The organism is Psychrobacter sp. APC 3279, assembly GCF_030407795.1.
GTDB lineage: Bacteria > Pseudomonadota > Gammaproteobacteria > Pseudomonadales > Moraxellaceae > Psychrobacter.
The window spans coordinates 182153-194779 of the sequence record NZ_JASDCR010000003.1; the positions used below are offsets into that span (position 1 = coordinate 182153).

Annotated in this window: 10 protein-coding genes and 1 pseudogene; 8 read left to right on the top strand and 3 right to left on the bottom strand. The window is 41.9% G+C overall.

The window, feature by feature from the left end:
- Positions 1-152: 152 nt before the first annotated feature.
- From QL898_RS02595 to QL898_RS02610, 4 genes are all read left to right on the top strand, one after another.
- Positions 153-1355 carry an iron-sulfur cluster-binding domain-containing protein gene (locus QL898_RS02595; protein ID WP_290175694.1) on the top strand — a complete coding sequence of 401 codons (1203 nt, stop codon included), beginning with the start codon at positions 153-155 and terminating at the stop codon, positions 1353-1355.
- A gap of 158 nt (positions 1356-1513) precedes the next feature.
- Entirely contained in the window at positions 1514-2905 is a 1392-nt protein-coding gene (locus QL898_RS02600) for an acyl-CoA desaturase (protein WP_290175695.1), read from the top strand.
- Positions 2906-3104: 199 nt separating this feature from the next.
- Entirely contained in the window at positions 3105-3398 is a 294-nt protein-coding gene (locus QL898_RS02605; RefSeq protein WP_290175696.1) for a GNAT family N-acetyltransferase, read from the top strand.
- A gap of 158 nt (positions 3399-3556) precedes the next feature.
- On the top strand, positions 3557-3850 hold the full coding sequence (locus QL898_RS02610; protein ID WP_057757953.1) for a 4a-hydroxytetrahydrobiopterin dehydratase: 294 nt from the start codon (positions 3557-3559) through the stop codon (positions 3848-3850).
- 133 nt (positions 3851-3983) lie between these two features.
- Here the strand turns inward: QL898_RS02610 and QL898_RS02615 are convergent, their stop codons facing one another.
- The gene (locus tag QL898_RS02615) at positions 3984-4139 is read right to left on the bottom strand and encodes a DUF1328 domain-containing protein (RefSeq protein WP_082624527.1); all 156 of its coding nucleotides are present in this window, start codon (positions 4137-4139) and stop codon (positions 3984-3986) included.
- Positions 4140-4611: 472 nt separating this feature from the next.
- Here QL898_RS02615 and QL898_RS02620 point away from each other — a divergent pair, with 472 nt between their 5' ends.
- A complete protein-coding gene (locus tag QL898_RS02620; RefSeq protein WP_290175699.1) occupies positions 4612-5898 on the top strand; it encodes a saccharopine dehydrogenase NADP-binding domain-containing protein in 1287 nt (428 codons plus the stop codon).
- Between the two features lie 742 nt (positions 5899-6640).
- On the top strand, positions 6641-7219 hold the full coding sequence (locus tag QL898_RS02625; RefSeq protein WP_290175700.1) for a hypothetical protein: 579 nt from the start codon (positions 6641-6643) through the stop codon (positions 7217-7219).
- A gap of 105 nt (positions 7220-7324) precedes the next feature.
- Here the strand turns inward: QL898_RS02625 and QL898_RS02630 are convergent, their stop codons facing one another.
- Positions 7325-9871 (bottom strand): Tex family protein, encoded by a 2547-nt coding sequence (locus tag QL898_RS02630; RefSeq protein ID WP_290175701.1) that lies wholly within the window; start codon positions 9869-9871, stop codon positions 7325-7327.
- A 378-nt stretch (positions 9872-10249) separates the two neighbouring features.
- Here QL898_RS02630 and ompR point away from each other — a divergent pair, with 378 nt between their 5' ends.
- Positions 10250-11008, top strand: coding sequence for a two-component system response regulator OmpR (gene ompR / locus QL898_RS02635; RefSeq protein ID WP_101204602.1), 759 nt, complete (start codon positions 10250-10252; stop codon positions 11006-11008).
- Positions 11009-11075: 67 nt separating this feature from the next.
- The gene (locus QL898_RS02640) at positions 11076-12341 is read left to right on the top strand and encodes a GTP-binding protein (protein WP_356638414.1); all 1266 of its coding nucleotides are present in this window, start codon (positions 11076-11078) and stop codon (positions 12339-12341) included.
- A 176-nt stretch (positions 12342-12517) separates the two neighbouring features.
- Here QL898_RS02640 and QL898_RS02645 read toward each other — a convergent pair.
- A pseudogene (locus QL898_RS02645) lies at positions 12518-12627 on the bottom strand (IS5/IS1182 family transposase); the annotation flags it as partial.

Below are 12627 nucleotides of genomic sequence, written 5' to 3' on the forward strand. Positions count from 1 at the left end.
TTCGCAAATTTAATCAATAGCCGTTAGCATGTTAGTGTGGCTTAACAAGGTTGAGTAGATCTGTCTGACATTTGATTATCAAAATGATTGATCATCTGACCTTATGTTCGTCTCAACACCTACTTCATAGCAATCATACAGGTACTGATAATATGGCCAACGGCTATCGCCCTGAAATTATTCAACGTGCGTTTGTCGATTTTATCGGAGCGCGCTTACATCCGTTTTGGTCATTGACGACTCCTAAGTTACGCCTGATCGCACGCTATACATTAAGTGATGATTTAATAGCACTTCGATTCGAGACCAATAGAACCTTTAAACAGCAGACTTCTGAGATGATGGGTGGTTGGCAAGGTGGTCAATATCTTGATTTGCGCGTTTGTATTGAGAGGGTCTATCACCAGCGTAGCTACTCAATAGTGGGCTTGGCGCATCAACCACTCTGGTGGCTCGACGATAATACCGAGAGCCATAAGGCAAACCAACGCCATACGGTAACTATCGCGATTAAACCGCAAGGATTGGTATCTGACTATTTAACCAAGCAGATGCCACTGGCTAGTGTCGTTGATACAAGCTTGCCACTTGGTCAATTTACTTTGGAACAGACCTCGATAGCAGCGCAGAACACCTCAAACGACAACAAACCTACTCCTTTGCTATTTATTGCTGGTGGTAGCGGTATTACGCCTATGCTCGGACTTATCAATCAAGCCCTGAGTAATGGACATCAGGTGACGCTATTGCATTACAGTCGAACTGTTTCATCCAAGCTGCAACATCAGTGGCAACAGCTGAGCGATGCATATCCAGACTTCATTTATCATCTAATCCATACTGAAGATCCGACTACCTATTTGGCTGGCGAACGATACTTGAGCGCAGAGGGTTTGTTATCACTTAATTTACCATTGGTAGATACCAAAATATTTGCGTGCGGTTCACAGGCTTTATTAGCTGGCTTATATAAAACAGTAAACGAGATTAGCGTGCTACAAAACATCCAGCTACGTGACAACATTATCGTAGAAAATTTCGGTAATGCATTGACTGATTTTGATGGCGACGGTAATCAGTTACTAGATAATGCACTACAGACAGAGTCGCATACGGTGTATTTACGATCACGGCAACGGCAGTTCGATAGCGACACTACATTACTCGTTGCTGCCGAAAATGCAGGTATACGTCTAGCCTATGGTTGTCGGCAAGGCATTTGCCAGTTGTGCCGCTGTAACAAAGTCAGCGGCATGGTCAAAAATATTCAAACAGGGAAAGTGAGTGGTGATGGTTACGAGTCTATTCAGACTTGCATCAATATTGCCATGACTGATTTGGTACTCGATGTTTAATGACTGGTTTAATAGAACGACTGGCTCAATAGAAAGCATATGCTAAACAACCTATGAGAAATAAAAGACAAACGTCACTTTATAGGCTACAACTCAGATAACTTATCAAACCGGATGCAGTGTTGCTTATTCATGCCGTTTCGGTTAAGGATTTATTTATGCGCTTATTACCACCCGTTACTACGCCACAATCTGCTGTGCCTATCTTGACGCCACTGTCCGATGCACCGTTGGCAAAAAACGATAGCGAGCAGCCAACCCTATCATCACAGCAAACTCGCTATCCAATAGTGACCCAGGCACCATTAACAAAAGCACAAAGTAATGCCTTGGCAGTAGAATTAAATGCGCTATATAAAGGTGTAATGGACTCATTAGGTAGCGATGACGCCAAGTACATCCAGCGGATTTATGCGACTGTGGTTTATAGTGAGCTTGTCGCCCGTGGTTTACTGGCCGCCGCAGGAAGCATGTCATCACGCCGCTCGCAGATAGGTATTTGGCTATTGGGTACGTCAATGCTTAGCTTTAGCAAAATATTAAATAACATGGAGCTGGGTCATAACGTCATGCATGGTCAATATGACTGGATGCAACACCCGCACCTTAATAGTCAAAAATTCGACTGGGATATTGTCTGCCCTGCTCCATTATGGCAACACTCACATAATTATTTACATCATACTTTTACCAATATTGTTGGCCGTGATCATGACGTAGGCTATCACTTGATTCGAGTGACTGACGAGCAGCCTTGGACGCCAGAAGATCGCTACAATATGTTTAGTACAGCGGTACTGGCATTTGGCTTTGAGTGGGCAGTAGCTTTTCACGACATCCAAATCAGTGCAGATGAATATGCTGACTCTCCTAACTTGCACAAAATCATGCAACAAAAGTCTCGCGCGTTATTTGCCAAAATTGGACGGCAAATAGGCAAAGACTATATTGCACTGCCGTCTGTGGTAGCGCTGACACTAGGTCGTCGTAGCGCCTTTAGTACGCTGAGTGGTAATATGACTGCAAACACTGTCCGTAACCTATGGACGTGGGCAGTGATTTTTTGCGGGCATTTCACTGAGCAAGCGCATATCTATACCCATCTCGATGCCGATGAAAGTAAAGGCGACTGGTATGTACGCCAAATCCTTGGCTCTAGCAATATCAAAGGCAGCAAATGGTTCCATCTTTTGACAGGTAATTTGTCTCATCAAATTGAGCATCATATATTTCCTGATATGCCAGCTGCCCACTATGCAAAGATTGCACCGCAGGTACAGGCCATATGCCGTAAGTATGGTTTAAGCTATAACACTGGCCGCTTTGGCACACAACTAAAGCAAGTACTCGGACGTATTTATCACTTTAGCAAACCTAGTGAAAAAGAATGGCAAGCCCATGTACAGTCAGTGGAAAATGCAGATAGTACTGCTTATAAAGATAATAGGTCAGCGGCCGATTTAGAAGACAAATTAACGATAGAAAATACTGGTGGTCTCACTCGCTTTTTACCTCCAGTCGTTCGTAAAGCCATATCCTATGCATGGTGACATATTCAGATTTGCAACTAGATACGGCCATGATAAGGTAGGACAACAAACATAGATGACGTTAACAGTCGTCCTATCAACCATTACGGTAAGCGTCTAGATTGTTAAGCATCAAACCTACATACTAAACTGACATTATCAAAATTAATAAAAAGTTAGTTACTAATAAAAATTCGATAATAAAAAATGGAGTATATTAATGAGTAACCAAACCTCTAAACCAAATCTAGACATTGTTCATAATCAAGCAGCAAAACGCTTTGAAACCTCTATCGATGGTCAGACAGGTTATATTAGCTATCAGGAAAGTGCTGACAAGTTGGTCTACGATCATACTATCGTACCGCAGCAATTAGGCGGTCAAGGCGTTGGTTCAGCACTGGTAAAGCACGCATTGAATTATGCGCGTGAACAAAACAAAAAAGTGATACCGCAATGCTCATTTGTCGCGTCATACATTAGCAAACATCCTGAGTATCAAGATTTAATTTAGCTAGCTAAGTAATTAGGCTCAAGTAATTCGTTAACTAGGTTCAGTTAAATGATATCGGTCAAAGCAGGAAAAATGTGCAAATATTTATTTCGCATAGGAGACATACCCTAGCACCACTTTTAATAAACCAATTCGACATAACAATAAAGGTTATTAATATGAGTAGTTTATCTGACAAACAAATCAATCTACAGCTAGAAGAGCTTGCTGGCTGGCAGCGTGACGGCAATAGTATCGTCAAAACCTATCATTTCAGCGATTTTATCGAAGCTATGAGCTTTATGAATCAAGCGGCATTTCATGCTGAAGCGCTTGAGCACCATCCTGAATGGCGTAACACCTACAATATCGTAGAAGTTCGTTTAACCAATCACGATACAGGCGGCATATCTAGTCTGGATATTCGTTTAGCCAAGCGCATGGAGCATATTATTCAGCCCAAACGGTTGTAGTAGCAAGTTTACAACGTATGCCTTTATGCCGATTATCTTTGCTCTGTACAAATTACCCTAGTTGAAGCAGACGAAAAAAGACCCTCAATTGAGGGTCTTTTCTATAGTAATTATTTATAACTATAAGCCGTGTCTACATCTTACGACTGACAAAGGCAACGATAAACAAAATCACAGCGACCGCTAAGAAAATGTATGCTAAATTAGCAGACAATCCTGCGACACCGCCAAAACCTAGGAAACTCGCTAATAATGCGATCACTGCAAAAATAATAGCCCAACGAAACATAATCTTCTCCTCAAATAATGGTAAAAAACAGATATTAGAATTTATATAGCATCTATTTAACTTATTTTTATCTAATGCTAGTTATTACTGTTTACGCTTATAGATTAGCAATGTTCGTCTCCAAAAAACGTTCATTTTAGTAATAAAATCGGTAGGTTATGTAAATTTTGTAGTAACTGTTAATGTCTCATACCTCTTTTTCTTTAATAGATGATATTTTCGAAATAGAATTATATTTCTGAATACAGCGTTATTTAACTGAGAGTTCTTAAACTACATGCTTTTTTACTGGACTCTATTTCTCTAGCTGTATGCAGAACTATTTTAAATTTCTCACGTTATATGTGAAGTAGTATGTGAGGTAGGCTGCAAACTATAAACTGTAGCGACCTCACAAACCCCTAACCTAATCAAACGACTTGGTTTATAGTTTACTATCCACTTATTCTCAAATCTATTAAGGACAATACATATGGATACTAATACGGATACTGAAACCCCTATACAAAAAACCAGCGGCGACACACGCCCTTATGCAGTTGTTCTATATGGTGCGACAAGCTTCGTCGGTCAGATCACTGCCCACTATTTAACCAATTTTTTGTCAAATAATAAGAACGAAGATGGCTCAAATGTATCATGGGCAATCGCAGGTCGTGATGAAGACAAGCTCAACAAGCTACAGGCCAAACTTGAGAGTAAGGTAGACATTATTATCGCCAATAGTAACGATGCTGCCAGCCTTGATAAGATGACAAAGCAAACTCAAGTCATCATCTCAACTGTCGGCCCTTATCTGAAATATGGTGAGCCGCTGATTAAATCCTGTGCTGAAAACGGTACAGATTATGTTGATCTTACTGGTGAGGCTATTTTCATCAAAGATATGATGGACAAGTACCAAGACACTGCCAAGCAAAGTGGTGCTCGTATCGTCAACTCTTGTGGTTTTGATTCTATCCCCTCAGATTTGGGTGCGTACTTTACCCAAGCTAAGGCAGAAGAAAAGTTCGGCGAGACCTGTAATGTCATTCATATGCGTGTCAAAGCAGCGAAAGGTGGGATCTCAGGCGGTACTATCGCATCGATGGCATCAATATTTGAAGAAGCTGGTGAGGACAAAGCACGTCGCAAACAAGTGGCCAATCCATACCTGTTAAACGATGATGCCAACGCACCAAACGTACGTCAGGATAATGTTAGCAAACCGGTATATGACAGCAACCATAAGCGCTGGTTAGCACCGTTCGTCATGGCGACCATCAATACACGTATCGTCCATCGCACTAACCAATTGCTCAGCTATGAGTACGGTCGCGATTTTAAATATGACGAAGCGATGTGGATGAAAGATGGCGTCAAAGGAAAACTGTCTAGCTATGCTATGAGCGCAGGTTTGTTAGGCTTTGCCACTGCAATGATGATCAAACCAAGTCGCGAGTTACTATCCAAGCATGTCTTACCAAAAGCTGGCTCAGGCCCTTCTAAGGACGAGCAAGAGAACGGCTACTTTGATATTCGTCACTTTGGACAAACGGCCAAAAATGACACTATTACTGTTAAAGTAACAGGTGATAGAGATCCTGGTTATGGCAGTACCTCTCGTATGATTTCGCAGGCGGCATTATGTCTGGCACAAGATATCAGCAAAGAGGACGTTGGCGGTGGGTTCTGGACACCAGCATCTGCGATGGGAGATAAGCTCATAACACGCTTAGAAGCGCATTCTGGTCTTAGCTTTGAAGTAATTGATAGTTAATCTATTGAGTAATGACAAAGTCTTTATGACCGTATCTTGGTTTCGAGATACGGTTTTTTATGGTCTACTCTAAATGTTTAGACGAAGATTAAATTGAGCATAGCGTATTTTTTTGGTGAACAATGTTTCTGTTTTCCGATTATTTAGTACATTATGATACTAACCACTAATCTAATATTGCTATTATCATTTTATAGATATTGTAGAAAAATCATATGCAAACATTAGTTTAATGAAGTATATGTTATCAAAGAGTTTATATAATAGAATTTAAGAATTATCTAAACACTAGCTTTAAATCATAAATAAAAATTTTTAAAATAATTCTCTATAACACTGATAGGTAGCCATAAAAAAACTATTAATAACAATCAGATAGGTTTAAATAACAACTATAAGCAATCAAATATTCATATGTGAATGCTAGAGACATTGGTAGACATTTATAATTAACAGATTCATTTATTAACAGCTTTAATAACACAATCAACCTTTGCTACTAATGAATCTTTAATAAAATTTAAAGACAGAATGTTAGCTAGACTTTAAGTATGACAGTTTCATAACGTCACAAGAAAACATTAAACTGTTAGAACCTTAATGAGTTTGCTACTGAAATATAAACTGTATCGTTGATAATTTGCATACAGTATTTACAGACACCTTTAAATAAAAACGGCTCATCATTAAATATGAGTTATCGTTTTTAACTATTACTAATTATGTATCATGGAGTTCTATAATGAAAAAGAATATTTTATCACTAATCGTCGGCGCTACCCTTGTACTACCAACTATGGCAATGGCAGCACCCGTTAACAATAGCGATCTAATGCCAGCAGATATGCGTAATGCTGCTGTCAAGAGCACTTTACAGGCTGAAATAGAAGGTCCTGATGGTGAGTTGTTAGCGACCCAACCTGGCGCTGTAGATGTCGAAGCGTCAAACACTGCTGATGTCGATATGGACATGGATAATGAAGCAGATGAAATGAACGACGAAACTGACGATATGAATAATGAAGCACGCGATGATAACGCAGCTTTGATGAACAATGCTCAAGCAACAACCAATGCGGCAGCAATGACTACTGCTACAACTGTTCAGGCTCCTGTACAGAACGCTCAAGCGCCTAACATGCAACACAGCAATGCAGACTATCAGCCTTTAATCGCAGGTGAAGCGGCTACTGAGAATAAAGTTGCAGATGCTGCTAGTACGTTGCAAGAAAAGAAAAAAGACAAGCGTGGTGAATTATTAGCTACTCAGCCAGCAAACGTACAGTTTAAAGAGAATCGTCGTATCGCTGTATCACGCTAAGCAGATAGTTAGTTTATTTGATTAGTTTGTAAGCGTACTACTTATATAAAAAGGCAGCCATATGGCTGCCTTTTTATTGTACATGATTATAAATTTTAGCAGTATTTATTTCTTATTTTTAGTCACACCAGCTTCTTGTAATAAAGCACCGAGTGTACCCATTTTACTTGGGGCTTCAGCTTTATCATTTTTTACTGGCTTACTACGATTGCTCGCGTTGTCTTTATCCTGACGCTTGCCACGTGGCTTAGACGGACGTTTGTCAGCAGCTGGACGGCTATTATTTGGACGGTCACTATTTGCATTATTATTGCGTGGACGACTGGTTTTCTCGCCATCTGTACTAGCTGTCGTAGACTTGGCAGCCGTACGGACAGGTTTTTCAGATTCAGGTTTCATGCTAAAGCCGATACGACCACGTTTCTCATCGATGGAGATAACCCGTACCGATACGATATCGCCAGGTTTGACACGGTTCATAGGATCTGCGACAAAGTCATTGGCCATCTGCGAGATATGTACCAGACCATCCTGATGCACACCCACATCAACGAAACAACCAAAGGCAGTTACGTTGGTGACTACCCCTTCTAACGTCATACCTTCGCTCAAATCTTTGATGCTATTAACATCATCACGGAAATTGGCCGTTTTAAACTCAGGACGAGGATCACGAGCAGGTTTAGCGAGCTCTTCGATAATCGCTTTTACGCTGACATTATCATCGTTAGCAGCCAATGTAGTCGTATCAATCGTATTTAGCACGCCATCATTACCGATGATTTCTGACAACGGCTTGCCCGCTTGTGCGAGTAAACTATCGACCAATGCGTAGCTCTCTGGATGCACACCAGTGGCATCTAATGGATTGCTACCATTATGAATACGCAAGAAACCAGCTGCCTGCTCAAATGTCTTAGCGCCTAGACGTGGGACGTTTTTAAGCGCTTCACGACTATCAAATGCACCGTGCTCTTTGCGATAGGTGACGATTTGCTGTGCCACATTGCGGTTAAGACCTGCGATGTGAGCTAAGATAGCTGGACTGGCTGTATTCACATCCACACCAACGGCATTCACGCTATCTTGAGTTACTTTATCAAGACTGTCTGCAAGCTGGTTTTGATTGACGTCATGCTGATATTGACCCACACCAATGGCTTTTGGATCAACCTTCACAAGCTCTGACAATGGATCCTGCAAGCGACGCGCGATAGAAACCGCGCCACGTACAGAAACGTCTAGATTGGCCAGCTCATCACTAGCAAGTTCACTCGCTGAATAAACAGACGCACCCGACTCATTAACAATGACAGCTTTGGCTTTTAATGTATCATTCGCAGCCAAAATCTCTTTAATCATCGCATCTGTTTCGCGACTTGCCGTACCATTACCGATAGCGACCAAATCAACGTTATAAGTACTTAATAACGCATCGATGACTTTTTTGGCTTCATCCATCTTATTATCAGGTGCAAACGGATACACTGTCGCGATGACAGGCTTCTCTTCGCTATCTAACATGACATGACCTTGCGCATCAACGATGGCCATTTTTACGCCATGACGGATACCAGGATCGACACCCAAGATTACTTTAGGACCTGCAGGTGCAGACATTAGCAAATGCTGTAAGTTGCTAGCGAACACATCAATCGCATCCGCTTCTGCGGCTAAGCGCTTTTCAGTTAACAAGCGATGCTCAATATGCGGACGCCATTTGTCTTTCCACAAGCTACTGGCTGCCTCTGCCAAAAACTCACGGCGTGCTGCTGGCGCTTTAGCATCGACGTCAAAATGACTGATGATTTTTTCGATAAAGGGTGTGTCTTCGCCTTCAATCTTTAGGCCCAAGACGTTTTCTTGACGACCGCGCAACATTGCTAATAGGCGATGATTTGGCAGTCGAACAAGGCTTTCGCTATGCTCAAAGTAGTCTTTGAATTTTTCGCCAACTTCGCGCTTTTCTTCGCTCGCAACGCTCGATACGATACTGGCAGTTTTGGCAAAACCACTGCGTAAATTGTCCAACAAACCCAATGCTTGCGTCCATTCATCAACGATAATCGCTTGTACACCAGCGAGTTGTTTTTCGATATCGCTAAAGTCAACCTCGATTTCATTACCACTGTCATCAGTGATACTTGACTGGATCTGATAATCAGCCAAGGCATCCATCGGGGTGATTTCTTGGGTCAAGACCGCTTGGGCAGCAGTATCAAGACCAGCGGCACGAGCTTTGGCAGCAGGTGAACGACGACGCGGACGATATGGCAGATAGATATCTTCAAGCTCAAGCTTAGACGTCGCATTATCGATACGCGTCTGTAGCTCATCAGTCAGATTGCCCTGTGTGCTTAGCAGTTCAGTAATTTTAAGGCGACGTGTTGCCATGTCACGCTCATAATTAAGAGACTTCTCTAAAGCACGCAGCTGCGCATCATCAAGATTCTGAGTCTTTTCTTTGCGGTAACGCGCAATAAAAGGAACCGTCGCGCCTTCATCATAAAGTTTGACAAACGCATTGACTTGAGCAGTCTTAATGCCAAGCGCGCGAGCAAGCTTGTCGTGAATATTCGCGTGTGTGGTTGCATCTAAAACCTGTGCATTTGTCGAGGTTTGAGATGACGTTAAGGTATCAGTGCTACTCATATACGTATCAATCGTTGAGAAATGTAGCTTTGCATTATAGCAAAAGCTGCATGAATAAAAATCCTTTTTATCTTTTCGTTATTTATTGCGCATTTTAGGACGCAAATCGTTCTATATCACACATCCTATGGACTTGTTAAACAAACGCATACAGCATTTATTATCATGGGTGATGCAATTCTCGGTGCAATCTTATACACTAAAGTATCAATAACACAAATATTGATATGTGCTGACATATTGAACAATAGTTTTTAATTTTATGAAGTGCTTATTCGTAACCAATAATTAAATAATGATAATTAGTGGCAGTGTTTTTGCTCATAGCTATTTACTTGTAGTTTCTGATAACAATAATTTTTATAAAAGGATGCCTGTATGACTGATAACAACAGCCCTGACACGTTAACTCAGCGTATTTTAGTCGTCGATGACGACGCTCGTCTGCGCTCTTTGTTGCAACGCTTCCTAGAAGACGACGGCTTTGTCGTTCGTACCGCTCATGATGGCAGTCAGATGGATAAACTCATGCAACGTGAGCTTTTCTCTTTGGTCGTACTCGATTTGATGCTGCCAGGCGAAGACGGTATCAGTATCTGTAAGCGTCTGCGTGAAGACAATGCAGATATTCCTATCATTATGCTGACTGCCAAAGGTGGCGATGCTGACCGTATCGCAGGTCTAGAAGCGGGTGCAGATGATTATCTGCCTAAGCCTTTTAACCCAAAAGAGCTATTGGCTCGTATCAAAGCTGTACTACGTCGTCAAAACCGTGAGTTGCCAGGTGCGCCAAGTCATCAAATGGAAGTGGTCGAGTTTGGTCCATGGACATTAGATCTATCGACTCGTACGCTCAAACGCGATGGTAACGTAGTCACTTTGACAACAGGTGAGTTTTCAGTGCTAAAGGCGCTCGTACAGCATCCACGTGAGCCATTGACCCGCGATAAATTGATGAACCTTGCTCGTGGTCGTGAATGGGGTGCGATGGAGCGTTCTATCGACGTCCAAGTATCACGTCTGCGTCGCCTGATTGAAGACAACCCTTCACAAGCGCGTTATATCCAGACCGTGTGGGGCGTTGGTTATGTATTCGTTCCTGATGAAGCTGACGCAGAAACCATCAAAAGTGAATAGCTTTTAACTGATTTAATTTCTTTTAATATAGGCCGTGTTTGGTTACTCACGAACACGCGCCAATATGATGAGCCTATTTGTGAAAAACCCAATTATTTTTCAAAACATACCCTGCACGTTAGTGACAGGGTTTTTAGGTGCTGGCAAAACTACCGTAATTAATCAGTTACTGGCCTCGAAACCTGATGACGAACGCTGGGCCCTCTTAATCAATGAGTTTGGCCGTATCGGTATTGATGGCGCACTCTTGGCAAGCTCCCAAGATAACGATCTTAACCAAAAAAATATTGCCATTCGTGAGATTAGTGGTGGCTGTATTTGCTGCACCAGTCAGCTACCCTTGCAAATTGCAATCAGTCGTCTGCTCAGTGAGCATCATCCGCAGCGATTACTCATTGAGCCCACAGGGTTGGCACATCCACGTGAGCTGATACTACAACTTAGTGCGCCGCACTGGCAAACTGCCCTAAAAATGAATGCGGTGATAACCGTACTGAGTGGCGAGCAGTGGCAACAGATTAAGTATCGTGACCATGATGGTTTTCAAGCGCATGTCCGTGATGCCGATGTGCTGATAATCAATCGTTATACCCAATTAAATACTAGCGAAAAACAAACCTTGGTAGAATGGATAACCAAGCTAAATTCACAAGTAAAAATTATTTGGGCGGCATCAGGACTAACGGCATCTGAGACAACAGACTCATCAGATGTCCATTCATCAGATAAGTTTGTAGCAAATAAACTTGTAGCAGAGGCATACTTGACCACGTTGAACGACCAACTGAATCAGCCCAGCTCTATCATTTCGAATCAACGAAAAGTCAGTATCTCTAATCCTAAAAAATCGATGATTGGTGTACAGTCTCAAGTCAATTCTTTAGCAGCTGCGCCATCATCGAGCTCATCTACCGATGAGAGCGAGGCTCAGGCCAATCCTCAGACCAGTGCTAATAGTGATCTGCCCTATCGCTACCATGAAGATCAGCAAGGTTTCCAATTGGCAGGATGGCGACTACCTGCTCATTACATAATAAACGCTGACGATTTACAGAATTGGTTATTAGCACTGCCAAACTGGCAACGTATCAAGGGCGTGGTGCATACTTCTGACGGCTGGATGCAGATCAATTTTAACCCTGGTAGTCTAACGACCAAAACCATCGACCCACAGACTGATAGTCGATTGGAAATTATTTTGCAATTAGGCAATACTGTCGATACAAATGCTGCCAATACAGATATAGAAGAAACTGAGAATGATGCCAAAGCGTCATCAATATGGATAGATTGGGAAGAGTGCGATCGCGAACTGATGGCACTGGTTATATAGAAACAGACAAAAAAAGTGCGGACATTGCTATTTTAGCTAGCAATGTCCGCCCTTTCTTTTTTCAACGCAACTAGGGCGTGTCCTCATTTTAAAAATGGTGATAAAAATGAGATAAATCGCAGTCAAACAAGGAAAATAGCGCAGATAATATCGAGATATTAGGGCGTGTTGAATATTCATAATTTGAGCCAGATATAAGCACAAGCAAGAGCGACCGTATTTTCATAACTCTGCTTGAGCTTATCAAATCTAGTGGCAACCGCCCTATACTGTTTTAGCTTAGCGA

What these genes read in the sequence shown, in the direction of transcription:
- QL898_RS02600 (WP_290175695.1), top strand. Translation starts at nt 1,514, where the DNA reads ATGCGCTTATTACCACCCGTTACTACGCCACAATCTGCTGTGCCTATC.
- QL898_RS02640 (WP_356638414.1), top strand. Translation starts at nt 11,076, where the DNA reads ATGAGCCTATTTGTGAAAAACCCAATTATTTTTCAAAACATACCCTGC.
- QL898_RS02605 (WP_290175696.1), top strand. Translation starts at nt 3,105, where the DNA reads ATGAGTAACCAAACCTCTAAACCAAATCTAGACATTGTTCATAATCAA.
- QL898_RS02610 (WP_057757953.1), top strand. Translation starts at nt 3,557, where the DNA reads ATGAGTAGTTTATCTGACAAACAAATCAATCTACAGCTAGAAGAGCTT.
- ompR (WP_101204602.1), top strand. Translation starts at nt 10,250, where the DNA reads ATGACTGATAACAACAGCCCTGACACGTTAACTCAGCGTATTTTAGTC.
- QL898_RS02595 (WP_290175694.1), top strand. Translation starts at nt 153, where the DNA reads ATGGCCAACGGCTATCGCCCTGAAATTATTCAACGTGCGTTTGTCGAT.
- QL898_RS02625 (WP_290175700.1), top strand. Translation starts at nt 6,641, where the DNA reads ATGAAAAAGAATATTTTATCACTAATCGTCGGCGCTACCCTTGTACTA.
- QL898_RS02630 (WP_290175701.1), bottom strand. Translation starts at nt 9,871, where the DNA reads ATGAGTAGCACTGATACCTTAACGTCATCTCAAACCTCGACAAATGCA.
- QL898_RS02620 (WP_290175699.1), top strand. Translation starts at nt 4,612, where the DNA reads ATGGATACTAATACGGATACTGAAACCCCTATACAAAAAACCAGCGGC.
- QL898_RS02615 (WP_082624527.1), bottom strand. Translation starts at nt 4,139, where the DNA reads ATGTTTCGTTGGGCTATTATTTTTGCAGTGATCGCATTATTAGCGAGT.